Origin of the sequence: Paenibacillus sp. FSL H8-0260, assembly GCF_045040625.1 — a bacterium.
GTDB lineage: Bacteria > Bacillota > Bacilli > Paenibacillales > Paenibacillaceae > Paenibacillus_AQ > Paenibacillus_AQ odorifer.
The window spans coordinates 537,939-562,581 of record NZ_CP150298.1 but is presented as its reverse complement, the minus strand read 5'-3'; the positions used below and the strand labels follow the sequence as shown (position 1 = coordinate 562,581).

The 24,643-nt window shown below is 47.4% G+C and carries 24 protein-coding genes; 7 read left to right on the top strand and 17 right to left on the bottom strand.

All coding sequences use genetic code 11. The annotated features are described in order from the left end of the window. Window positions 1-148: 148 nt before the first annotated feature. The 4 genes from MHI51_RS02495 to MHI51_RS02480 all read right to left on the bottom strand — a co-directional run bounded on the left by MHI51_RS02495 (window position 149) and on the right by MHI51_RS02480 (window position 6,598). Window positions 149-3,376 carry a cellobiose phosphorylase gene (locus MHI51_RS02495; RefSeq protein WP_405173555.1) on the bottom strand — a complete coding sequence of 1,076 codons (3,228 nt, stop codon included), beginning with the start codon at window positions 3,374-3,376 and terminating at the stop codon, window positions 149-151. A gap of 28 nt (window positions 3,377-3,404) precedes the next feature. Then, window positions 3,405-4,742: a glycoside hydrolase family 30 protein gene (locus tag MHI51_RS02490; RefSeq protein WP_339246111.1), complete on the bottom strand. Its 1,338-nt coding sequence runs from the start codon at window positions 4,740-4,742 to the stop codon at window positions 3,405-3,407. A 394-nt stretch (window positions 4,743-5,136) separates the two neighbouring features. Continuing rightward, window positions 5,137-6,156 (bottom strand): LacI family DNA-binding transcriptional regulator, encoded by a 1,020-nt coding sequence (locus MHI51_RS02485; protein WP_405173554.1) that lies wholly within the window; start codon window positions 6,154-6,156, stop codon window positions 5,137-5,139. Between the two features lie 52 nt (window positions 6,157-6,208). Further along, on the bottom strand, window positions 6,209-6,598 hold the full coding sequence (locus MHI51_RS02480; RefSeq protein WP_405173553.1) for a hypothetical protein: 390 nt from the start codon (window positions 6,596-6,598) through the stop codon (window positions 6,209-6,211). A gap of 366 nt (window positions 6,599-6,964) precedes the next feature. Between MHI51_RS02480 and MHI51_RS02475 the strand changes: the two genes are divergently transcribed. Next, on the top strand, window positions 6,965-7,687 hold the full coding sequence (locus MHI51_RS02475; RefSeq protein WP_076185211.1) for an HNH endonuclease: 723 nt from the start codon (window positions 6,965-6,967) through the stop codon (window positions 7,685-7,687). A 73-nt stretch (window positions 7,688-7,760) separates the two neighbouring features. Here MHI51_RS02475 and MHI51_RS02470 read toward each other — a convergent pair whose 3' ends face one another. Continuing rightward, the gene (locus tag MHI51_RS02470) at window positions 7,761-7,958 is read right to left on the bottom strand and encodes a YwbE family protein (RefSeq protein ID WP_036682616.1); all 198 of its coding nucleotides are present in this window, start codon (window positions 7,956-7,958) and stop codon (window positions 7,761-7,763) included. 62 nt (window positions 7,959-8,020) lie between these two features. Here MHI51_RS02470 and MHI51_RS02465 point away from each other — a divergent pair, with 62 nt between their 5' ends. Further along, window positions 8,021-8,323, top strand: a complete 303-nt coding sequence (locus MHI51_RS02465) for a hypothetical protein (protein WP_076124555.1) — start codon at window positions 8,021-8,023, stop codon at window positions 8,321-8,323. 2 nt (window positions 8,324-8,325) lie between these two features. Here MHI51_RS02465 and sdaAA read toward each other — a convergent pair whose 3' ends face one another. From sdaAA to MHI51_RS02445, 4 genes are all read right to left on the bottom strand, one after another. Beyond that, a complete protein-coding gene (gene sdaAA, locus MHI51_RS02460) occupies window positions 8,326-9,204 on the bottom strand; it encodes an L-serine ammonia-lyase, iron-sulfur-dependent, subunit alpha (RefSeq protein ID WP_076124557.1) in 879 nt (292 codons plus the stop codon). Next, window positions 9,201-9,911 (bottom strand): L-serine ammonia-lyase, iron-sulfur-dependent subunit beta, encoded by a 711-nt coding sequence (gene sdaAB / locus MHI51_RS02455; RefSeq protein WP_405173552.1) that lies wholly within the window; start codon window positions 9,909-9,911, stop codon window positions 9,201-9,203. The genes sdaAA and sdaAB overlap by 4 nt, the downstream gene beginning before the upstream one ends. Before the next feature lie 155 nt (window positions 9,912-10,066). After that, on the bottom strand, window positions 10,067-10,486 hold the full coding sequence (locus tag MHI51_RS02450) for a GNAT family N-acetyltransferase (protein ID WP_405173551.1): 420 nt from the start codon (window positions 10,484-10,486) through the stop codon (window positions 10,067-10,069). Window positions 10,487-10,488: 2 nt separating this feature from the next. Continuing rightward, a complete protein-coding gene (locus tag MHI51_RS02445; protein ID WP_076276008.1) occupies window positions 10,489-11,064 on the bottom strand; it encodes a DUF4269 domain-containing protein in 576 nt (191 codons plus the stop codon). 125 nt (window positions 11,065-11,189) lie between these two features. Here MHI51_RS02445 and MHI51_RS02440 point away from each other — a divergent pair, with 125 nt between their 5' ends. Then, the gene (locus MHI51_RS02440; protein ID WP_076142074.1) at window positions 11,190-12,089 is read left to right on the top strand and encodes an SDR family oxidoreductase; all 900 of its coding nucleotides are present in this window, start codon (window positions 11,190-11,192) and stop codon (window positions 12,087-12,089) included. 31 nt (window positions 12,090-12,120) lie between these two features. Continuing rightward, window positions 12,121-12,576: a hypothetical protein gene (locus MHI51_RS02435; RefSeq protein ID WP_405173550.1), complete on the top strand. Its 456-nt coding sequence runs from the start codon at window positions 12,121-12,123 to the stop codon at window positions 12,574-12,576. A gap of 16 nt (window positions 12,577-12,592) precedes the next feature. Here MHI51_RS02435 and MHI51_RS02430 read toward each other — a convergent pair whose 3' ends face one another. The 3 genes from MHI51_RS02430 to MHI51_RS02420 all read right to left on the bottom strand — a co-directional run bounded on the left by MHI51_RS02430 (window position 12,593) and on the right by MHI51_RS02420 (window position 15,611). Next, window positions 12,593-14,242, bottom strand: a complete 1,650-nt coding sequence (locus MHI51_RS02430; protein WP_405173549.1) for an NAD(P)H-hydrate dehydratase — start codon at window positions 14,240-14,242, stop codon at window positions 12,593-12,595. A gap of 90 nt (window positions 14,243-14,332) precedes the next feature. After that, on the bottom strand, window positions 14,333-14,965 hold the full coding sequence (locus tag MHI51_RS02425) for an NAD(P)-dependent oxidoreductase (protein WP_076218933.1): 633 nt from the start codon (window positions 14,963-14,965) through the stop codon (window positions 14,333-14,335). A 232-nt stretch (window positions 14,966-15,197) separates the two neighbouring features. Next, entirely contained in the window at window positions 15,198-15,611 is a 414-nt protein-coding gene (locus MHI51_RS02420; protein WP_081398215.1) for a GNAT family N-acetyltransferase, read from the bottom strand. 179 nt (window positions 15,612-15,790) lie between these two features. Here MHI51_RS02420 and MHI51_RS02415 point away from each other — a divergent pair, with 179 nt between their 5' ends. After that, entirely contained in the window at window positions 15,791-16,099 is a 309-nt protein-coding gene (locus tag MHI51_RS02415; RefSeq protein ID WP_076134873.1) for a hypothetical protein, read from the top strand. Window positions 16,100-16,747: 648 nt separating this feature from the next. Here the strand turns inward: MHI51_RS02415 and MHI51_RS02410 are convergent. From MHI51_RS02410 to MHI51_RS02395, 4 genes are all read right to left on the bottom strand, one after another. After that, entirely contained in the window at window positions 16,748-16,972 is a 225-nt protein-coding gene (locus tag MHI51_RS02410) for a YezD family protein (protein ID WP_076101319.1), read from the bottom strand. Between the two features lie 117 nt (window positions 16,973-17,089). After that, entirely contained in the window at window positions 17,090-17,953 is an 864-nt protein-coding gene (cysW, locus tag MHI51_RS02405) for a sulfate ABC transporter permease subunit CysW (RefSeq protein WP_076101318.1), read from the bottom strand. A gap of 128 nt (window positions 17,954-18,081) precedes the next feature. Continuing rightward, on the bottom strand, window positions 18,082-18,930 hold the full coding sequence (gene cysT / locus MHI51_RS02400; protein WP_405173548.1) for a sulfate ABC transporter permease subunit CysT: 849 nt from the start codon (window positions 18,928-18,930) through the stop codon (window positions 18,082-18,084). A gap of 93 nt (window positions 18,931-19,023) precedes the next feature. After that, window positions 19,024-20,151, bottom strand: coding sequence for a sulfate ABC transporter substrate-binding protein (locus tag MHI51_RS02395; protein ID WP_036682645.1), 1,128 nt, complete (start codon window positions 20,149-20,151; stop codon window positions 19,024-19,026). A gap of 387 nt (window positions 20,152-20,538) precedes the next feature. Here MHI51_RS02395 and MHI51_RS02390 point away from each other — a divergent pair, with 387 nt between their 5' ends. After that, the gene (locus MHI51_RS02390; protein WP_076276006.1) at window positions 20,539-22,806 is read left to right on the top strand and encodes a chlorophyllase/cutinase-like alpha/beta fold protein; all 2,268 of its coding nucleotides are present in this window, start codon (window positions 20,539-20,541) and stop codon (window positions 22,804-22,806) included. Between the two features lie 128 nt (window positions 22,807-22,934). On the opposite strand, the gene MHI51_RS02385 is transcribed toward MHI51_RS02390, so the two are convergent. Next, the gene (locus MHI51_RS02385; protein WP_405173547.1) at window positions 22,935-23,984 is read right to left on the bottom strand and encodes a lactonase family protein; all 1,050 of its coding nucleotides are present in this window, start codon (window positions 23,982-23,984) and stop codon (window positions 22,935-22,937) included. A 250-nt stretch (window positions 23,985-24,234) separates the two neighbouring features. Between MHI51_RS02385 and MHI51_RS02380 the strand changes: the two genes are divergently transcribed. Further along, a complete protein-coding gene (locus MHI51_RS02380) occupies window positions 24,235-24,495 on the top strand; it encodes a GlsB/YeaQ/YmgE family stress response membrane protein (RefSeq protein ID WP_036682650.1) in 261 nt (86 codons plus the stop codon). Window positions 24,496-24,643: the final 148 nt, after the last annotated feature.

Genomic DNA, 24,643 nt, shown 5'->3' with positions numbered 1-24,643 from the left:
TGTATTTAATCTAAAGCGCTTACAATGTTTATGTATCCATTGTATTTGCTTTTGCCTGTCTCCGTAAGGCTTTGAATTTCGGATTATAGGTACCATTTTTCGGATTGAGTGAAAATTTAAGGGCGAGCCGCAGCTCGCCCCTCTATTTTTATGCTAATACTGCTTGAATTTGCACGATTTCTCCACGCCGCAGAGCCTCTGCCTCTGCACCGCGCACGAACGCTCCAGATATTTTAGTCACAGTTCCATTGCGGTATACAAGCATCAAAGATTGAATGCTAACCTTCTTCTCGCCAAAGGTATTTTCACGTTTTGGATTAGAATAGATTACCTCCGTATTCCCTAGGAAAGTGAAAGACAGTTTGCCCTCTTCATCAAACAGCCATCCTGGCAATACCGGATCGAGAGACAGCGTAAGCGCTCCATCCTCCATTCTGAAAACATGGCTTCCAGCCATCATTGTTCTCCACATGCTTAAGAATTCCGCGGTCGATCCACTAAGTCTCGCTACGAACCCCCTACCATGGTTATTTGGATCAGGATTGCCTCCAGTTGCGATAAATGATGAATTCTCCAGTGTACTGCGTCCATAAACAGCAGGATCAAGGAATGGCACCAGCGACGTCTTCAGCTCGCCGTAGAATTCCTCATACAGCCCGCCCTTCAGCAGCTCAAGCAAATACTTATAGGACATGTGCAGGAAGTTAGACTCCCGTTCTAGCCAGCCTGGTGTGAAGGCTCTCATCCGTCCGATTTCATGCGATTCACCATCTAGACTAACAGAGGTCTGATACATAGATGTTGCCTGATCATACAGCTCTGTTTGCTTAATCAGATTATAGATTTCTTTTGCCTGCACCGGATTCTTCATCGTCTTCAACCAGCGGGTAGGTCCTTCAAGGAAATAAGGCAAGGCATAAGCCTTAAACTCCTCTACCACAGCCTTTGGCAATCCGTATCCGCTAATGACTGGCTGACCCTCAGCATCTGTTACCTGATGGAATTTCTCCGCTTCAAAACGGAAATAGGTTGGGGTAAGTCCATTGCCCATTTCTACCGCCTTGTTGATCCCCTCATCAATTTTAACCAGGAACTTGGAAAGGGCTTCGCGGATGTGTTCCAAGGTTACTTCAGTTTCAGCACCCGTAATTCCAAACCGGATACTTGCTCTATAAGCTTCACGGGCTGAAGCTACTGTATCCCAATAGTTGAATTGTTCCACTTCTCCTGCTAGGACAGCAGTTACCGCGTGATATACCGCTTCAAGCAGCTCCGCGATTTCTTCTGGCAGCTTTACAGCTCCCTGTACATTCTCAGCACCGTTCAGCACATCCAGCAATAAGACTACAGTACGCTTCAGCTCAAAAGTCTCACTCATTCCGGAGCCAAACAATCCCGGCAGACCGTTCATAGCATCGTTCCAGCCCGGCTTGTTGCCTTCCATCTCCACACCCATGCCGTAAGGGTCAAGCGTAGCAAATTTATTCAAAGCAAGAGACAACATCTTCACGAACAGATTGGTGTGGTAAATAGCACCTTGCCCACCTTTGGTACGCAGCCAATGGGTATCTCCAGCTTTCCATTTCAGCTTATGCAGCTTCTCCTCATCCTCAAGGAGGGCGCCATATTGCCGGGCTTTTCCGTCACTAATTACATACTTCTCACTACGGGGCAGCACATATGCTGGGCTGTCATAGAACGCATAAGTACTATCCCCAAATAAAAGCTCCTGCTTCTTGTCAGGGAAAATATCCAAATAACCTACTACGAGATCCAAATTATATGTCCAGTGATCAGACCAGAAGCCTTCGCCAAAAGCAGCCTCAATGTTTTGCTGTGAAAGAGCCAGCAGACCCGACAGAAACTCCTGCTCACTAACCTTCAGCGTAACGTTTTGATCCGCAATGTAATTGATCAGGCTGCCTGGGGTGAACCGGCTGTTGCATAGCTTAACAAGCTCAGCTTGATGATCCGCAGCCGCTTCTCCGATCCATTCCGCAGCCTTCGCTTTGCTGTCTGGCTTCACTTCAAAGGTTGTTCCTTGAACACTTAGTGGATTGTAGCCATCTGCTTGAATCAAGCTATAGAACATTTTGATGTTGAAGCTGCCCACCTTCGGATTAAAAAACACATCGTTCCGGCGGTTCTGATTCATGTCACGGAAGTTACCGTTCCCCTGTGAATAATATTCTGGGGCAAGTGAGAAGAAGTTATAGTCGCGCTCCAAATCGCCATGCTTGCGGGAATATAAATGAACTACAAAGCCATCTCCGCCATTGTCAAAAATAAAAGGATAGCCTCCGCGCAGGAAGTTATCGAGATAGGACTGACGGCAATAAGCATCAAACACAGCCGATGAAGTGTGCGTGGCAATGTCTTCTGTTAATTGCTCTGTCAGACCTGCGGCTTCCTTGGATTTGGACAGGATATATTCATCCCGGCATAACTGCTCCGCCTTTTTATTGATTTTGTCGATGTCATTTACATGCCCAACCAAAGTATTCAGGGTCAAGCTGCTGCCGGGTGCCAAACGTCTAGCCACACCACTGAAGCCGCAAGGAACCTTATTGACTGGATATTGTGGAAGCTCACTCAGCTCCGAAAGCGTTAATCCCGCAAAGCGGTCTGGGTAAGTAAGAGAGGTATTGCCGCCGAAAATAAGTTCGAAATCAACGATTGGCGCGACTTTTTCTCCTTCTCCAGTAAACGACAGATAGAAATGTCCATTTGTGATTTCGCTAACCTGTGCACTATCATTGGTGCTGGAACGCAGCTTATAGAACGGAATACCGTTCTCCAGATTGTATACGTCCATCCAGCTGCGCAGCAGGTTACCAATCTCCTTGTAGCCGCTGTTTTCTACTCCGTAAGGTAAAATCTCAGGCAGACCATCCATCAGCTCCAGCTCAATCTCTTTGCCACCGATATTCTCAATCTCCACCCGACGTACCAACGCGGCATAATCGTCATTAGGCAGATTAAAATAGTGTACAGTCGTCTTCAGCCCATGCCCGGCATGGCTTTCTTCAAGGGTCAGTCCGTTAGGCAAAATGGTCATGATCCGCTTGGCGGCAGGATCTGGACGTGCCGATTGAAATGGCTCATAAATCTCTTGCTCGCCTTTTATTTTAATAAAGGTTCGGAATCCGGTGGTTCCTACGTCTTTATAAGAGATATTTGCTGGAGAGAATTCCATGATTGGCGAGTTCTTGTCGCGTACCCCAAAGCTGCAAATCGCTTGCCCCCGGTTTACATAAAAAGTCCACATTGGAATTCCCTTAAGACCTGCAAGACCTGGCAGGAAACTAGAGAAAGGCTTTCCTGTATCAAACTGCTCCATTACAAAGTTACCTGATTGGAAATAATAATTACTCACGTTAATGTCCTCCTAAACTGTTACTTATTTATGAAATCAGATGCGTTACGATAGAATGAGGGGATAGCTCGCAGTTGGCAATCTCTTCGCCAAGCCCCAGGGTTACTGCGCGAACTTCTTCGCTCTCATTCATCAATATGACAGCAATGCTGCCGTCCGGATTACGGAATGCTGTGGATAGGATTCCTTCCGCTTCAGAAGTAAAGCCAATCCGTACCGCACCTGGCGCGATAAATTTACTGAAATGCCCGATATAATAATAAGAGCTGTTATAGTGCAATTCGTCTGTTGTTGTATCTGCAATAATTGGGGCATCACAGAGATTCCCTACATGATTGGGCCCGCCGGTCTCATCCAGTACCAGGTTCCAGTCCAGGTACCCTTCTGTCCATGCATTGAGATCCCCAATCATATTTCTGCCGTAACGTTCACCTGTAAACCATTCGCCAAGCTTGACGCCGCCCTCTTGACAGCCCTCAGTGAACAATAGATGTTTGTCAGGAAATAGATCATGTACCTTTTCTACCTTGTCGAACTCCTCACCACCATACCAGTGGATGCCTGTACCCCACACATATTGTGCAGCTTCAGGATCAGACAATACGACCGAAGCACGTTCGACCATAATATCGCGGTTATGATCCCAGATGACAATGTTCACATCGGAATGGCCTGCCTGCTGCATCACTGGACCGAGATGATTTTTAACAAAATCGCGTTCCTCTTCCGCACTATAAATACAAGAATCCCAGACTTGAACAGCAGCCGGCTCATTTTGCACAGAAACCGCCCAAATAGGTACGCCTTCCTTCCCATAAGCTTCGATAAATTTGGTATAATAGCGTGCCCAAACTTCAGCGTATTCTGGCTTGAGTGATCCTCCATTATTCATTTCACCATTTGTTTTCATCCATGCCGGAGGGCTCCAAGGAGACGCCAACATCGTGAACGGCCCGCCTTTTACCTGCATTGCATCCTTAATCAGCGGAAGCACCCACTTATGATCATGAGAGATATCAAAGGTAGCCAGCTCCGTATCATGATCAGCGACATAAGTATAATTTCCAAGAGCAAAGTCACAGCTATGGATATGAACACGACCCATGTTATAGCCTAACCCCTCTACCGGATGAAAATAGCGGTGAATAACCTCTGCCCGTTTCTCAGGACTGAGCCGTGACAACGTATAGGCCGCAGCTTCTGTGAAAGCGCCGCCAAATCCGATCATCTTTTGGAACTCCTGCTCTGGCCTAAGCTCTACATCGGCAGATCCAGAATCTACTCTTGTGCTAAAAACAATTGCCTCTTTCGGAGTTAAGCGTTCCCCTGTATCTTTTGCAGTTACTACAGTTTGAACTTTTGCCATTTCATCCATCTCCTCTAATTGTTTTGTTACTAACAACAAGCACTGCCTTTACTGGATCACCATCCGATGTTAGGGTTCGGAGCGATGGGCCACTGAAACGTTTGAGAAAATTCAAGGAAGCCCTCGGTAAATTTTGATTTCATCTCAATTCGAAACCTATAATCGAAACCGGTTTCGATTATAACGAAAAAAAATGATCTAACGAGAGCAGGTAAAAAGCGGCATAACAATATGCCCATTATAGCCCTATTCCTCTGAATACGCTGTAGCAAATACCGCATAGAAAAAATTCAAGCTATGATGTCCTCTACTTTATCAGGACTCTTTTCTCTACGTCAAGATTTATCCTGTGGATAGCAGCCCGCTCTCTGTAGTTATGGAATTTGATACAGCCCTAATTCCCGCTAGCCGGAGGTGCACAGGATTCCCGTTCGATCACTTCTACCGGAACTAAAACCGCTTCCTTATCCAACTGTTTCCCTTCAATCGATGCTAAAAGAATGTCCGCTGCCCGGCTTCCTAAAAGTGCCGTATCCTGACGAATGGTTGTCAATGCAGGTGTAACATACTCAGCTAGATCAATATCATCGTATCCCACAACTGAAAGGTCCAGCGGGACGGAAAGTCCACTATCTTTTGCTGCCATAATAGCCCCTAAAGCTAACATGTCACCCGAAGCAAAAACAGCGGTTGGCCGATCAGGTAGCTTAAGAAGCTCCAGCATCGCGTTATAACCACTTTCACGAGAATAAAAAGCTCCATTCACAACATAGGACTCCGGCACTTCAAGCCCCTGCTGCTTCATAGCGTTCTTATACCCTAACTCCCGAGTTTTACCGGGAAAAGTGTTCATCCCCCCGGAAATATGAGCAATCTTGCGATGACCCAAAGAAACTAAATACTCTATCGCAAGCTGAGCTCCAGCCGTATTATCCGAACATACCGTATGCGACTGGTTAGTCTCAAAATCCAGAATCACAGTAGGAATATCACTCTCTAGCAGCTCACGGAAATAGGGGTCCTCGTAATCAGACAAGAAAACGACAACACCATCTACACCACGGATTCGGCAATTCTCCAAATACCCGCTTTGTTTACCCCCAACATCCTTGGAAATAAACATGAGGGCATACCCCTTATCCACAGCAACCTTCTTAAAGCTCTCGATCACAGCGCTAAAAAAGGGATGGCGAATACCAAATCCCGTATTCTCTACAAACAATACACCAATGGTCCATGATTTCTTAGTAGTCAGTGTACGGGCATGGGAATTCGGCAAATATCCCATTTCTTGGGCAACCCGGAAAATTTCCTGGCGAGTCTTCTCCCGTACATCGGAATAATTATTAAACGCCTTGGATACCGTTGTAGGAGAGTAACCGGTTCTTTTGGCAATATCGTATATAGTTGTCAATCCGGTTCACTCCTTGCCCAGACTAATGAAATACCTTCTGTTCACTGCAATTTTAACGTCTTTCGGTACCGCCGTCCAGCAAAAAGTAACTTTGTACGGAAGGAAGCAGCGTAACAGCTTGGATCAAAAGCCCTAGACTCATATAGACCAGATGTATGATTACCACACTGTCGAGCATATACGTCTGTACCATAATCCAAATAATTAGACCAAATCCGATATATAGGGAAAATGCCCAGAAGCTATATAATTTCTTAAAGGGATTCAACGTATTCACCCAATGCCATTCTGGTCTCTTGATCAACCCATATAACACGAGCATGGGCAGGATACCAAATACGATGAATAGCAAAATACCCGGAATTAAAAAATCTGAAAATGGCGATCTTTCCAGCATAGATGTGGGTATGTGTATCAGATCACCACTAGGATCTATGACCATTGACCCGCCTCCTGCTAACGCTCCAACCCCCAAAAATATATGAAAAATATAAAGCAATGTTACCGTAAACGGCCTTCTTTTGGTTGGCTTCATTTCAGTACCCCTTCCCATGTTTAAAAAGTAGAGCATTCCTTACAGCTCTTTTCGATTTTACATGTTTTTCCTGAATGTCACCAAGACAGATATCACACAAAAAGCCGTATTTAAGCTTTTTTTGAGTGCGATGTGAACGATTGTATTTTACGCTATACTAAGATTAGAACGAAATGTTAACCCTGCCGACTGAATCTAATAAATAAAATACATTGGATCCTAAAAAACAAGGAGACAGGACGGGCGCTAAGTTGCGCTGAACCTAACATATCTATGAACGATACCCATCTTTTATCCACCAAACAATGTACCTATTGCCAGCAACAGAAGCCGCTCTCTGAATTTCGTAAACGTACCGGCAAACGTTCCAAAGGTCAGTCTCGCCGTGGCGCTTGTCGGGAGTGCCGCAAACAACGACAAAACATAGATCTCACTCTTGCAGCAGGTCCCATTCCAGTACAACCTGATACCATTCAATCCCCTTCTTTGGCTGTCAAGGAACGCTCCAAACAAGGAAAGCCTTCTTCCACGGTTGCTTCTTCACCGCAATCCAACCCAAATCAGCGCATACGGGGCTTGGAACAACGAAGGAAACATTCTCATTCTCAAGGCGCGAAACTGAGTCCCGAAGATCCAACGCAATTGATTCCCTCTGCCAAAGGGAAAATTCTAATGCGTGGCCACAGTGATAAAGGACGGCGCTGGCATCAGGAAATTGACTACGAGCTTGCAGTTACTCTAGTCAGAGAACATGCCGCTATCGTAGTGAATCGCCGAACCATCCGCCGGATTTACAGCAATAAGGATTTCCGTGCTTATATATTGACCAGAGACAACTATACTTGCTACTTCTGTGGCTCCTATGGAGACACTATAGATCACTTGCTCCCCCGTGCTAAAGGTGGCCATACTACTCCGGATAATTGCGTTTGCGCTTGTACGTTATGTAATCAGACCAAAGCCGATCAGTCCGTTGAGGATTTTATGAGCAGATAAAAAAGAAAAGCGCCCCAATCTCTGTTGATTAGGGGCGCTTTTTTATAAAAATCAAAGGTAAAGTTTATTGTTGTTAGTTAGCAACAATATTCTTAACTCGTCCTACCTGTCCACTGGTTAAACGCACCTTGATGCCATGCGGATGTCGAGGTGAGTTCGTGAGAATATCCTTTACCGTTCCATGTGTTAGCTTACCCGTCGGCTGATCCTGCTTAAGCACAATATCCACTTCAAGCCCAGGACGAATATCGGCTCTTACCTGTCCGTTCATGATGTAATCCCCTTTCAATGGGTTATAATGTTGTCAACTATACTACATAAGGAGGAGACGTAATGGCCTTCGGCATCAACAGAGAAGAATTAACCCGCTGGAAAAAGGCTGTCTCCGCAGGAGAGATCGCTTTCTTAACCCATTACTGGCTAGACCCGCGTTTTCCCGGCATGACTACTGTCACCAAGGTCGGCTGTAGTGACCTGACCAGACTAACATATTGGTGTGAGGAAAATGGACTGCCGGCTAAATATATTCATAATCGTTCGCCATTCCCCCACTTTGACCTTTTGGGACCCAAACAAGCAGAAATCCTTCGGAAGGAAGGATTATGGGAACAGTTGGAACGTTTCAAAATGCTCTAAAATCACTTCTTTTTACGTAAATCCTGCATGATCTTGCGGCCGGTAGGTGTCTGTGCTAATCCGCCACCTGCGGTCTCGCGGTGTTTTTCTGGCATAGCTGAGCCTACCTCAAGCATGACCTTGATTACTTCATCTGAAGGAATCACGCTACGTACGCCAGCTAGTGCCATATCGGCGGCGGCGAGCGCGGTCACTGCACCGAATCCGTTTCTAACGATACAAGGAATCTCTACAAGTCCTCCCACCGGATCACAAATCAGTCCTAAGGTGTTCTTAAGCGCCAGTCCAACAGCATGCACTGCTTGTGCAGGCGTTCCTCCACGCAGTTCGGTTAAAGCTCCTGCCGCCATCCCGATGGCCGACCCGACCTCCGCCTGACAGCCACCCTCTGCACCAGATACAAACGAATTGTTGGCAATGACATAACCGATCGCTCCTGCAGCGAACAAACCGGTAACCATATAGTCATCATCCCAGCCAAACCGTTCCTGGCAGCTGAGAAATACACCCGGAATAATTCCGCATGAACCTGCGGTAGGTGTAGCAATTATGCGGCCCATTGAGGCATTAACCTCGGACACAGCCAAGGCATAGGCCATTGCTTGACCAGCGGGTCCACCTAGGCATGGTTCATCTGCTGCGTTATAGGCTCCTACACGCTGGGCATCCATTCCCGTAAGACCGCTGCGCGAAGTGGTATCTTCATGCATCCCACGATGAACAGCCTCTTTCATCACCCCATAATATTCACGCATAGTGGCAAATTCCTGTTCACTGGAACGTCCCGATTCCGCGCTTTGCTCTTCAAGCATAAGGGCTCCAATGGTGAGGCCACGTTCCTCACATAATACAGCCAGTTGGCTAAGTGTTTGAAAATTCATGTTAAGCTTTCCTTCCCCTTCTCATCTTGCTTACCCTCGTTTAAATTAACCAATTTCACCGATTTCACCGCAGTGAGCGCTTTAAGCGCTTCAATAAGCTCTGGAGTAGCAGCTTCATCCAGCTCCAGCACCGTTAAGGCTGCACCGCTGCGATTCTTCCGATCCAGAGACATATGCCCTATATTAAATTGTCCGTTACGCATCACTTCTGTAACACTCGCCAAAACACCTAAATAATCCATATGATGAATCAATACCGTCGGATACATTCCCGTAAGCTTTACTCCAAAACCATCCACATCGACGATCTCAATGTTTCCACCACCGATGGATGTCCCCGTTAAAGTCAGCTCACTTCCTGTCTCTTGTCCGATAAGATGCAGTTTAACTGTGTTAGGATGAGGAAACAATCCCGTTCCTTGCTCAAAAGATACGTCCATCCCAGCTTCAGCCGCTAACTCCAGAGAGTCGGGTAACCGATGATCATCGGTAGCGTAATCCAAAAGTCCTCCGACAATAGCCCTGTCTGTGCCATGGCCCTGATAAGTAGCTGCAAAAGAACCAAAAAACGTCACTTCTGCCACATGCGGAACTTCACCCAGCACCTGCCTTGCAGCCCTTCCGATCCGTGCCGCACCGGCTGTATGCGAGCTTGAAGGCCCGACCATGGCCGGACCAATAATTGAAAACACATCTTTAAAACGCATAAAAGACCTCCTGCCTGCAAAATAGGCAATTATCAAACTCATATATAGTATACTGCACTGGCAGTCGGAGTTCACCGTTACATTTGCTGTGATATATCCACTTCTAATCTAATGATATTTTACTTAGATAGTATTTTCATTTCGCATCTTATGTATCACAAGATATCCTGGGAGTATAACATAATTCCACCTCTATACTGCCAGCCTATCCCTTCCCAGAATCCTCTTCCTTGTTCATTGGTTCCAATCACCATCAGATGACATTTTGCGATACCAGCTGCATGTAAATTACCGAGACAACGCTTTACAAGCTCACGCCCGATGCCCATGCCTCGGCAGTCATTACTAACTGCAACATGATACATATAACCTCTTCGCCCATCATGTCCACACAATGCAGTTCCTACAATCCGGCCGTCTTCATTCTCGCAGATCTGGCTGAAGCCAGCATTACGCTCCAGATAACACGTAATCTCCAGTCTCGAATCCGCTTCACTAAGTCCCATTCCCTCTGTATTTTCCCATAGCTGGTAGGTAGCTTCATAATCATCCGCAATCATCTCTCGATAATTCATGTCTATCCCCTCGCTTGTATAGAATGACAAAGAGCATAAAGAGCACTCCGCGGAAGCTTTTCCAGCATCAGCAGCGCTTCATAAGGGTCACCTTCCAAGCCCAGCACTTGCGCGAAGGCAGGTTCGGTCTTCCACCCGTTTGTTTTCATTGTAATGATCTGCTGGCGAAAATCATTATCCAGCTGAGCTAGAATTTCCGCTTCAATGATCATATGTAAGTAACCATTCTGCAGAGCTGTGGGTCGCGGCTGCCCAAACAGTTCTATAGGCCAGCCACCGGCCATAAAGTTAATTTTCGTTCGTGGGACCCCATCAACCACACGCGATACACTAGTAAACTCATCCATGGTTCCGAAATATCGACTAACAATGTCCGTAAACTTTACGGAATCATGCACCTCACAAATAATATCCAGATCGCTGCCCTTCACCTGAATTCCAAGCGGCACTGTGCCAACCAGCACCGGGTTATAGTCGGCCAGCAAACTCATAATATTTAATTTTCTTAACAGGGTATAGACCTCTTTTTGCACTGGAGTTCCACGATTCAGATAATCTATGTTTCGCCAATCATTCATCTCTGACAAACGCTCCCTCGAACTAGGTTATAAACACAGGCAGGACCGGATAACAGCGCACGCTTTTCTAGGCGCATGCATAGAAATATACGGAAGATAGAAGGCAAGGAGGAGTGTATGTAAAAATGAACCCCACCTACCCCTATTATGGGGAACAAACGATATGTAAGGAACAGCCTATTGCTTTTCCCCCACAGCACCAAGACCGTCAGCCTGGTCTAGAGAGTCTAATGAATCCTCGCCCCATCAGTGAAAATCCGGAGATCACCGGCAGCGGAAAGCTAAAAGGAAAAATTGCGCTCATCACCGGAGGCGACAGCGGAATTGGTAAAGCGGCAGCCATTGCTTTTGCAAAGGAAGGCGCAGATGTTGCTATAGCTTATTTATACGAAGCTTCAGATGCAGAGGTCACTCAGCGGCGAATTGAAGAATTAGGGCAACGTTGTTTGCGGATCGAAGTTGATTTACGCCATAAGGAAAACTGCTTCAAGGCTGTGGAGCATACCCTTCGCACTTTTGGCAAGCTGGACATCCTCGTCAACAATCATGGCGTCCAGTATCCGCAAAAAAGTATTCTGGATATCACGGAAGCACAGCTCTACCAAACGTTTCAGACGAATATATTTCCATTCTTTTACCTGACACAAGCTGCACTTCCACATCTAAAAAAAGGCGCAGCCATCATCAACACTGCTTCCATTACTGCCTATCAAGGAAATAAAGAGCTTATAGATTATTCCTCAACTAAAGGCGCGATCGTCTCCTTTACCCGCTCTTTAGCCTTATCACTCGTAGACTCTGGCATTCGTGTCAATAGCGTAGCTCCCGGACCTGTATGGACACCACTAATTCCCTCCAGCTACTCTGCAGATGAGGTTAGTGTATTTGGGACGGATACACCCTTTAAACGTGCCGCACAGCCATATGAGTTAGCAGGAGCCTATCTTTATTTAGCGGGACCGGATTCTTCGTATGTTACCGGGACATGTATTCATGTCAATGGAGGAGACATGGTCACCAGCTGATGCATTACACCACGAGAGGAATGTATATCAAATGAATAAGATAAATGATTATGATATCTCTTCTGTCCGCCTAAGCAGTGGCATGTACGCATTAACCAAATTAGCCTGCGCAGGGCTAACTTACGTCCTTATTACCTTATTTATGCTTGGATTTCCACAATCCGATGGAATTCCTGAAGGCTGGCCACTATCGATTCCTTATGCCATTTATGCTTATGGATTGCCTGCGGCGTTAGTAGCAGATGTACTGCTGCGTATTCTGCGCTCCAAATCCCCTATCCTGCCCCTTGCTGTATATGTCGTCACGGGTTTTGGTGCAGGTCTATGGCTGGCAGCGGAACAAGGTGCAGAGTATCTGCTATGGGGTCTGGGTGGAGTCCTTGGACTACTCCTTCTCAGAGTGACCCAGCTTGGTGTAGAAAGGTTTCCTCTGTTGCTGCCAGTATTCGCCCTATTTCTGCCACTGCTCTGCTTACTGCTGTCATAAGCCTTATTAGGGATACTCAAAGCGCTTCAATGATATCTCCGGCAATAATAGCCGCCGGATTATTCCGCTGACGGGCTGCTCCCTCTCCTGCTAATCCGTGCAGGTATACCCCAAAAGCTGCTGCCTGCGTAGCATGAAGTCCCTGAGCCAGCAGGCTGGAAATCATGCCCGTTAGCACATCACCAGCTCCACCAGTGCCCATGCCGGGATGGCCTGTGGTATTTACATAAGCTTGCCCTTCAGGAGTTGCTATCACGGTATGTGCTCCTTTTAACACAAGCGTAACCCCATGCTCCTTGGCATAGTCCATAGCCAGACCGATTCGGTCACGTTGGACCTCTGCCGTAGTTAGGTTAGCCAGGCGAGCCATTTCGCCTGGGTGAGGTGTCAGAATTACAGAATGACGGCGCCGCGCCCAACTCTTATAATCGGAGTCAGCCAGAATATTTAAAGCATCCGCATCGATAACCAGCGGGCAATCACTGCCTTTCCAAAGACTGCGAAGCCAATCTGTATCACCCGGGAACCGTCCAAGACCTGGTCCCACAGCGATTACATCTCGCTCTTCGCTTAACTTCAGTAGCTCGGGCGCGGTCTCAGCCTCCCAGTTTCCCTCTTCACTGCCACCTACATCAGCCAGCATGAGTTCAGGAACAACACCGATGACGGAAGGTAACAGCTTCTTAGGAAGCGCCCACGTCACCAGTCCGCAGCCCGTGCGCAGCGCAGCACGGGCTGCCAGTAGTCCGGCGCCGCTCATCCGTAAGGTGCCGGCAGCAAGGAGTACATGCCCATAAGTTCCCTTATGGCCTTCTGGCGACCGCCGCCGGGCCAGATCGACACCCAAATGGGCATGCAGCACTTCCGGTGTCAGCAGATGAGTCTGCACACCGCTGTTAAGAGCCAGAGCAGTCGGAATGCCGATGGCCCGTACCTTGACATGCCCCGCTGCGCCTGCACCGGGGTATTGCAGGAGGCCTCGCTTGAGAAACGCGAGGCATACCGTCACTGACGCATGAATGCAAGGCTCATGCGTCTCTCCTGTGTCCGCGTTCAGACCACTGGGGATGTCCGCGGACACAATGACCTTGCCGCTGCTGTTCGCTGCGGCAATCAGCTCCGCATAGGCGCCGCGCGGGGCTCCCGCGCCGCCGGTGCCGAGCAGCGCATCCAGGATGCCGCTGCACTCGGCAAGGTCCAGCCGATCCCTGCCGTATACTACGGCAGGCAGGCCCATGGCTGCAGCCGCATCGCGCTGCAGGGCGGCCTCGCCGGAGAGCAACTCCGGCGGCACCGCATAGACGAGCGTGACGGCGATGCCGGTCTCGCGAAGGTACCGTGCGGCGGCGAGGCCATCGCCGCCGTTGTTGCCTTTGCCGACGAGGATGAACCATCGCTCGGCGGCGGCAGAGGCAAGCGTCAGCGCATGATCTGCGCTGACCTTAAATGCCTTGCCTAGGTCACCCAGCGCGGCCTGCTTTAGCCCGGCATCGTTCCCTTTGGCTGCATTCCTGCAGCCTGCCCCGCCTCTCTCCCGGCAAAGCGCGATGATCTCCTCTGCGATAACTCTTCCCGCATTCTCCATCAGCGCAATCGCTGGAATCCCCAGCTGCTGGATCGTTTCGCTGTCCAGCTGCCTCATTTGCTCAGCAGTTACCAGATACATGATTTAGCCCCTTTCCGCTATCTACCGTTCCAAAGCTTCACACGCAATTCCAAGTACAAGTCCGAGCGCAAGTCCGGCGCAAGTCTGATATCAGTAAGCGACAGTAAATCTGGCCCGACTAAAATTCCCTTCCTCCAGCTCGTCCACCATAGCTACAGCGAAATCCTCCACACTAATCTTGCTTTCACCATTCTCATCTAGAATAAGACGGTCCAATCCGATGCGGAAATGACCTGTACGACGACCTGGATGAACTACCGCAGCAGGACTGAGATACGTATAATCCAATTCTGTATTTTTGTAAATCTCATAAGCCTGCGCATGCGCCTCTGCAACTGGTTTAAACTCTTCAGGAAAATCCGGTGTATTCATCAGCAGCTCTCCAGTTTCAGTCTTTAAGCTACCTGCACCTCCAACAACCAACAGCCGATTTAACCCTGCCGTCTGCATACCCTCCACCAACGCTTTTGCCGCCGTAATCAGATCCTGCTCGTGGCCCGCTCCTGGTCCATAAGCACTGATTACCTCTTCATGGCCACGGACCGCAGCCGCTACTGAAGCCGGATCAAGAATATCCACCGTTGTGACATGTAAACGCTCGTGTTCGAGAGTTACTGACTCTGGATTGCGTACCGCAGCTGTTACTTCGTGTTTTCTTTTTAATGCCTCCTGTACAATTGCCTTTCCAATCGTTCCTGAAGCGCCCAATATTACAACATCCATCTTGTTGTTCCTCACATTCTACGAGCAAGGCCATTATCGTGCAGCCTTCCTGCTCTATTATTTTTTTGATGCTCATCTGAATAGCTTTTCCCTTACAGCCTTTAAACATTATTTATCCGCTCAAATCCGATCGAAACCAGATCGCGCCTACTACTCCACTTCCAGACCAAAAACCCCTTAACCAATACAAGGGGCACTCTCTACTAAAAAAGCAGCATGAATTCGCCTTAGCTTAGCGACGCAAAAACATTCCCTGAGAATGTGGCATAACCGATTCAAATCCATATTGTGCATAGAGCTTCGAGGCTTCTCCATCTGCAATCAGACTTACATACGCCTTGTCCGGTACAGTAGTAAGGAACTTCCTGATTTCCTGCATGATCAGCTTTCCCAAACCTCGTCCTTGATGTGAAGGCTTGACCGCGATATCCGTGACCTGAAAAAAGCATCCCCCATCGCCAATCACCCGTCCCATCCCGATTAGGTTATTCTCCTCATACAAAGTTACCGCAAAAATAGAACGAGGCAAACCGATCGTTGCACCTTCCACACTCATTTCACTCAGCCCAGCTTCTTTTCTCAGTGCCAAATACTGTTCCACTGAAGGCTGTTCATGGCGTATATCAAGCTTACTTGTTGTTTCCATCCGCACTCCTCCGTTCAGCATTGCTGTTCCCACTATATACGACTGCATGGTTCACAGGCAAGGCTCACTGCTAGGGATGTTTTTGAAACTGAGGGATAAGCATTATATTCTTGAATTCCTTTACTGACTGTGTGGAATAGTATCTGTAACAATATTTTTAAAAGGGTGGGTGAAGCATTATGTCTCCTGTAGCCAAGCTGTTTAAATGGGGAACATGCCTTTATGAAGCTTTTCTGGCTCTGCCGTTGATTGGCGGACTCTTTATCATTGCTAATGGTTGGGTCCCTTTGGCCATTGCCTTTTTGCTTCATGCTGTAGCCGTTGTTGTGCTGCAAAGAGAACATAAACCATTCATGGGGAACGTTCTGGGCATTATCACCTCGATTTTAGCTTTTGTTCCGATCGTTGGTTGGATTATGCACGCCATTACTGCGTTCATCCTGTTGATGGAGGGCGTATCCGCCTCACGCCAAGCCCCTCGTTATTAACAAACGTACTGCGTCATCAAAATATGTAGCTGCCCTACGGGCTGATCATTTGTATATGTCGTAAAGAGACAGATCATCCTCTGCGACCTACCTACGGACCCAGATGACGTATTGTATGTTCTTACTAATGAGCGGTCTGCTTCAACACTCATCATTCCCTGCGACTTACGGACCCAGATGACATATTGCCGTGTTCTTACTCATGAGCGGTCTGCTTCAACAATCATCATTCCCGGCGACCTGCGGACCCAGATGACATATTGCTGTGTTTTTACTCGGGGCGGTCTGCTTCATCACTCATCATTCCTGCGACCTACGGACCCAGATGACGTTATTTGCGCCTTTTCAGCTTTTGGAGCGTGGTTTCGGACTCCAGGGACGTTATTGCTTAGAATCAGGTCCATATGTGGTGTTTTTTATGCCAATAGCGGCTATGCGGTCCGTTAGCGGGGCAAATGTGGCATAATACTGCGTTTAGTGTCAACTGAGTCCGATGGGGTGCGTCATATGGTGCGTCATACGTGCCAAATATCAAGCATACGAAGAAAAAGGAGTTGCCCCAACAGCCATTTCGTGGCTTATGTGACAACTCCATAATCTTTTATCCAAAAAGATGATATATACCTTTATGATTGCCCAGAGATTGAATCAACGTCCCGCCGATTGAGAATCGGCCCGCCGGCTGCCGCTTTCACCAATATAACGTCCATTTGCGTTGCCACTGCTATTCTCAAACCGTTTGCGTTCCGTACGCTCCATCTGAACAATCTGACCTTCATGAACCACAATATGCAATGAGCCAAATTCCATATCATCCAGAAGTCCTGCAATCCGCGTAAGCCATAAATCGTCCACTTTCAGCGGTTTAGCCATTCTCTAGCCTCCCTTTCTCACCAAAGGATTATATCCGCCTAAATTCCTTTTTTCTTCAATTCCGTTATTACCAACCAGTATACTATGAATTAACTTAGCATGGAACTAAAAGTCATGTCAATGGGCATTTTTTCGCGACAACCAGCTTTTAATAATCATCGTTACCAAAGCCAATAACAGGAGCAAAGAAGCTACTGCAAAAGATGCTGAAAATTGATATTCGTTGTACAAAATCTCAACATGCAGCGGCAGCGTATTCGTCTCCCCACGGATGTGCCCGGACACCACAGAAACCGCACCAAACTCACCCATGGCCCGCGCATTACACAAAATAATGCCGTATAGTAACCCCCATTTAATATTAGGCAGCGTGACTCTGAAAAAGATTTGCCACCCATGTGCGCCGAGTGTAATTGCCGCTTCTTCCTCCTGTGTACCCTGATCCTCCATCAGCGGGATTAACTCACGCGCTACAAAAGGAAACGTCACAAACAACGTGGCTAGCACGATACCCGGAAGCGCAAATACGATCTTAATATCATGGGCGCTCAGCCAAGGGCCAAACCATCCGTTTGCTCCGAAGACGAGTACAAAGATTAGGCCGCCGATGACTGGCGAGACTGCAAAAGGGAGATCAATCAAGGTGATCAGAAACCCTTTGCCGCGGAAACGGAACTTGGTTACAGCCCACGCCGCTGTTACACCAAAAAAGGTATTCAGAGGCACAGTTATCGCCGCAACAAGCAGCGTCAATCGCAGCGCTGAGCGGGCATCCGGATCAGTCAGGGCAGCAATATATACGTCCCAGCCCTTCTTAAGTGCCTCGGTTAACACAACAACTAATGGCAGAGCAATCAGCCAAAAAAGGACTAGCCCAGCCGCTCCGATCAACACCCATTTTACAATTGGGGTTTCCGTTGTCGCGGACGAGGACGCATTCTTTTGTAGCCGGGGGGTATGGAGAGGGACGGTACCGGCCAAAATTATTCCTCCTTTAAAGGGTTTTACGAAGACAAGATAGCTTGGAATATTCAATATCAACGGCAGATATCGAGTGTCTCCGAGTAAGTTTGAACATGTTCGGACGTCTGCTGTCACGGCGATTACCCTCAACGAGAAGTCTTACGAACCCAGCGCTGAAGTGTATTAATAACAAGTAACATTAAGAAAGAGATGAGGAGCAATAGCAGGGCAACGGCGGTAGCTCCGGCATAATCATATTGCTCCAGTTTAGACATAATAAGCAGCGGAGCAATCTCCGTCCTCATCGGCATGTTACCGGAGATGAACACGACGGAGCCGAATTCACCGATGCCCCGAGCAAAAGCTAGAGCAAAACCTGTTAGCAGTGGCGGAAACAGCTCAGGCAGAACTACTGAACGAAAGGTTCTCCAGCGGCCTGCGCCAAGGGTTGCCGAAGCCTCCTCCATATCTCTGTCCAAATCCTCCAGCACCGGCTGCACCGTCCGGACAACGAACGGTATGCCGATGAACATCAAAGCCAAGGTAATCCCGAGCGGAGTGAATGCCACCTTTAATCCCAGCGGCTCAAGCCAAGACCCAATCCAGCCATTGCCTGCATAGAGCGCCGTCAAGGAGACACCAGCTACAGCTGTCGGCAAGGCAAACGGGAGATCGATCAGCGCATCAAATATTCTTTTGCCCGGAAATTCATAACGTACCAGTACCCACGCCAGCAAAAGACCTAGAATTGCATCTACAAAAGCAGCCGCAGCAGCTGTCGACAGGCTCACACGATACGAAGCTAATACCCGCGGGTCCGTAGCTACATCCCAGAATTTCGCCCAGCTCAGACCTGTAGAATTGAACAGTAGCGCCGAAAGTGGCAGTAGAACCACTAGACTCAGGTATAAAACACTGTAGCCCATCGTCAGCCCGAAGCCGGGCAGTATTTTGCGCCGCGTTGCTACTGGTGCAGCCGTAGTGGTGACATTCATCCCCTATTCATCCTTTCTCGCCTTCGGCCTTTTAGCCGATCAGCCCCTACCGGGACAAATCTCAATAATCATATCCTGCATTTCATTCATCTGTTATTTGGCACCCGGCACATAAATCTTGTCAAAGATCCCGCCATCATTAAAATGCTTCTCTTGCGTTTCTTTCCAGGTTCCGAATTTGTCAGCCAATGTGAACAGCTTGATTTCCGGGAACTTATCTTTGTATTCTTCTTTCACACTATCTAATGTAGGACGGTAATAGTTCTCAGCCGCGATTTTTTGTCCCTCTTCACTATAGAGATACTTCAGGTACGCCTCGGATACCTCACGCGTGTCTCTTTTGTCCACAACCTTATCTACTATAGCTACTGGCGGTTCAGCCAGAATGCTCTCCGAAGGATTCACGATATCAAATTTGTCCGGTCCAAGCTCTTCCACGGATAAATAGGCTTCATTCTCCCATGCGATCAGCACATCACCAATTCCACGCTCCACAAACGTTGTCGTAGATCCACGCGCGCCGGTATCCAGCACTGGCACATGCTTGAACAGTTCTTTTACAAATTCCTCAGCCTTAGCCTCATCGTTATTGTTCTGGTCTAGTGCATAACCCCAAGCCGCCAAGTAGTTCCAGCGTGCTCCACCTGATGTTTTCGGGTTTGGTGTAATAACCTCTACGCCCTCTTTGAGCAGATCTGGCCAATCCTTGATTCCTTTCGGATTCCCTTTGCGTACAAGGAACACGATAGTCGAGGTGTAAGGCGAGCTGTTATGATCGAATTTACTTTGCCAGCCCTCGTTGATCAGTCCCTTTTCCTGCAAGGCATCAATATCATAACCAAGTGCTAATGTCACAACATCCGCTTCCAGGCCATCAAGCACAGCACGGCTTTGTTTCCCCGATCCACCGTGGGATTGTTTAATGGTGACCTTCTGTCCTGTTTCTTTCTCCCAATAGGCAGCAAAAGCTTTATTATAATTCTCGTACAATTCGCGAGTAGGGTCATAAGATACGTTCAGTAGTTCTACTGGATCTTTAGATGGAGTTTTGGTGGCTTCAGCCGCATTTGTGGCCTCCGCTGAATTGGTTGTTGCTGGTGCGTCTGTTGCCGGACTAGCACTATTGCCGTTATTGTTATTGCTGCCGCAAGCAGCAGTAAGCCCTGCCGTCAGCAACAAGCTAAACCCTACAAGAAGCCCTTTATTCATCTTTTTCTTCATCTTTTCCACTCCCCCATGTTTTTTCGTACCAGACAAACCCTTGGGTAACACAAAAAGAACGGAGGAAAGCCTACGTATGGCAGGTCAAACCGGTCCTAAGACCGTGTCTGCGAGCCTAATGCAGGCGTTCCTCCGTTCGTACGGTAAGAACTTTCTTCAATTATTCCTATCTACTTAGTTGGTTTATATGGATATAATACTGAAACCCTTTAACTGTGTCAAACCTTTTTTTCCAGCCTATGTCAAAGAAAACTCACACACACCACACCATACAAGCTATGGGGTCGGTTCCTGTAAGATCCACTTGTTATTGATGCTATAAAGTAATATTATTGCTACAGCTTATGGGTTAAGAGAAATTACCGCTTTATGTCAGGGGAGAGAGTCATGGGTATGGATTTAGAGTACGTCCCTGCGCCGTTGAAACCGCGGCTCCACAGACGTATGGCTCAAGAAATTGGACGAAGAATTAGGGGAACCTACCGTTACGATACAGCAGTTTGGAGAACAGCTATAGCCGGTCTGTGGATAGTATGCTTTTTAGCCTTTAGTACTGCCGTGTTAGGCATTCCTACTGGATTAGGTAAACCTACCGATATCGCTCTTGCTGCAGGTGCAGGCACTGTCCTGCTGGCGATTTCCGGCAATATCTTGGCTGTTCTGCTAGCGTTGACCGGACTGCGTATCCCAAGATTATTCGCAGGCTGTGTATTGAGTGATTTTGGAGCTATTCTACTAATCTTATATTATGCAGATTTTGAAATTGAGGCTGCGGTTGTCATTGCGGTCGTGCTTGCACTGCTAGGAGCACTAGGCGGATTAGCCATTGGCCTGCTCCGCAGCAAAAGAATAACATTAGGACTTCTGCTAACAGTGGCAGTGACTTTTTCCCCACTTGCGCTGGCAAGCGGAGTGCAAGAACTGCCTATTTCAGAGTCGGTCGACATCAACGATACGGAAGTTGTTCCACTTACAGCCTCCGATCCTGGAAAACCAGGTAATCTAGCTTATCAGACCTTCACCTATGCCAGTGGTACCGATCTACATCGTGCCGAATACGGTAAGGATACAAGCTTGATATCCTCTACGGCCGATGCTTCTGCTTATATTAAGGATTGGTCAAAGCTGCGCACTTTATTCTGGGGTTTCGATTATAAGGCACTTCCCTTGAATGGTCGCGTATGGATGCCAGAAGGCGAAGGTCCATATCCAGTAGTACTGATGGTGCACGGCAATCATATGATGGAGGATTACTCTGATGGCGGGTACGCTTATCTCGGCGAACTATTGGCAAGCCGGGGATTTATCGCGATCTCGCTCGATGAGAATTTCCTGAATTATTCTGCTTGGTCCGGTATTCCGGACAATGATTTTAAAGTACGGACTTGGACCCTACTGAAACATTTAGAGCAGCTAGCAGACTTTTCAGATGATCCGGGCAGTCCTTTTTATCAGAAAATAGATTTCACAAAAACCGCCCTGCTCGGCCATAGCCGCGGAGGACAAGCCGTAGCTATGGCCGCGGATGCCACTCGTTGGTTCAAGGATGATCCGGTGATGGCGGCAGTTAATCGCTTTAATATAACCTCTGTAATCGCGCTTGCACCAACGGACAAAACGATAGATGACCAGCAAGCCCGTCTCAAAGACATCAATTATTTGACCCTCCAGGGAGCCCGCGATGGAGATGTACATGATTTCTATGGTGATCGGCAGTATATACGTACCTCCTATTCCCAAGGATCGTCTGCTTTCAAAAGCTCGCTGTATATTGCGGACGCCAATCACAGTCAATTCAACAGCGATTGGGGCGGGTATGATCAGACCTTGCCAGCTGGACTCTTTTTAAATCGGGCACAAATCATGGATGCAGACAAACAACGGCAAATCGCTAAGGTCTATGTATCAGCTTTCTTGGAGACCACCTTGCATGAAAAAGAGGAATACCAAAGCTTGTTCCGGGATTATCGCAGCGGGCTGAAGTGGTTACCAGATACCGCCTACTACAATCGATTCCAAAGCGGGGGATATCGTCCTGTAGCCACATTCGACGATGACCGTAACAAAAACACAGTAGAACTGGGAACAGCAGAAGCATCGGGTGTTTCTTGGTCAGAAGAGCTGGCTAAAGACCGGGAGTCGAAAAGCAAAGCGACCTATGGTGTTGTCCTTGAACGCACAGCCAGCAAAAACGAAGAAGCTTATTACAACATTAAGCTTAACGGCAGTGTCCGTACTGAAACTGCTCTTTTAGGGGCAGATGGCCTTACGTTCTCTATGGCAAATCTGAATGGTGACATTAGTGAAGAAATGGATGTTCCACTACCTCCAAAGGTTGAGGTGGAGTTAACTGACCATAATGATACCTCAGCCCGCTTGACGCTGGATGAAGTAATGGACATACTGCCGCTTCCACAAACTCAGTTCACGTTATTCCCATGGCTTGAAGAGCGGATAAACGATGGCAAATACGGTGACCTTTCCGAAGCTGTATTTCAAACCTACGAGATGCCGTTCGAACAATTTCAAGAGGAAGAACCAGAGCTGGATCCTGATAACCTGACAGAAATCACCTTCTATCTTGATGAAGAAGGCGACCGGATCATGCTGGATGACATCGGTTTTTACGATTTAGGTATCCGAAATACATTTTAAAAATCACTTGCTATTATCCTTAGGACTTCATTTGCAAAATAGGGCTATTCCCAACCTCCACTCACGAAAAAATGAATGGATACGGGAATAGCCCTTATTTTTACGACATACAATAACCTAGTCTCAGCCTACAACGCTTGCACACAAACAGGTGACTTCATTTCCAATTCATTTCCTGTAGGGATTAATCTGCCACTCTCACTATCGATAGAGAACGAGGTAATATTATCACTATTCTGATTAGCAGCAAGCAGCTTATCCCCAATAATTGCAAAGTTACGCGGAGTACGCCCGCCGGTACCCTGCCAATCCACTGCTTCAAGCAGACCCGTTAATTCATCGATATGGAACAGGGCGATACTGTCTTGTCCCCGATTGGAGACATACAGGAATCTGCCAGAAGGGGAGACATGAATATCGGAAGCTGTATCGTCACTACCGGCAGTATAATTATCAGGAAGCGTGCTAAGATGCTGTAAAACATTTAGATTTGCATCCTGTTCATCATTAGCAAATGCCGTTACTGTACAATTCAGTTCATTCGCCAGGTAGATCCATTGTCCAGAGGGATGCACCGCCAGATGACGTGGACCTGAACCAGGTGGCAGATTAAGCTCACGATGTTTTACCAGTTTGCCCTCTTCAGGGCGATAGATCACAATTTGATCCAGTCCCAAATCGCACACCAGCACATGTCTACCACTTGCGTCCGGAATGACAGAGTGCGGATGCGGAGCCTCCTGACGGTCTTCACGAATGCCTGAACCCACATGTTTTACTTGGTCGGACATCTCTTGAAGCGAACCATCTTCATTTACAGGAAAAGCATTAACATTGCCTCCTGAGTAATTGGAGACGAATATGTAATCTTCCTTAGGACTAATGGAGACATAACAAGGAGCGCCACCTTCCGTAGGACGACTTCCAAGTGATTTCAACGCTTTAGTTGCGGGATCAATTGCATATGCGTAAACCTCACCTTGATCCTTCTCACTAACTGCATACAACACGCTGCCTGCTTTATTCACAGCTAAAAACGATGGATTCTCAATTCCCTCGGTACCCTCAAGAATTCTCATTTCCCCCGACAAAAGACTAAGCGCACATAACTGAATCGCCTTCTCGTTCTCAGAGTTATACGTTCCTGCATAAAACAATGCCTCATTAGCCCGTTCCATAATAGTGGCTCCTTTATCTTTTATGTATTGTATTACTTCTTACTTACCCTTTACTAATAGGGGTTTACTCATAATTTTATAATATTTTTTCACTATAGCATGTTTATAGTTGTAATACATTATCGAAACTGCATTTAGAGCCTACTTCCTAACCATTCCGGAAGAAGTAAGTTTTTCCATGTGGTTTAAAGATGGTCACAAAGGTTAATAGTAGACATCGCAAACAACAAAACGAAGGAGTTGAAGTAACATGAGTTTTCTATGGATGTTAATCGTTGGTGGGGTTATTGGTTGGTTGGCTGGTCTGATTATGGGCAGAGATATTCCTGGTGGTGTTATCGGTAATATCATCGCTGGTATTATCGGTTCATGGCTGGGTGGCGTGCTTCTGGGAAGCTGGGGACCTAAAGTAAGTGATTTCTACTTCTTCCCTTCTTTGATCGGTGCCGTTGTGCTGATCTTTATCGTGAGCCTTATTCTTCGCTCGACAAGTGGACGCAGCCGTTCGTAAGTCTGGGCTGAGATAATAATATTCAAATCAATAAATCCTCGTCAGAGTATGCTCTGGCGGGGATTTTTGTATGTATCGTTCCTTTAAGAAAAAATTCCTCTGCTGGAATTGTTGCAGGGATAGAGCCAATACACTTCAATGTTTTGCC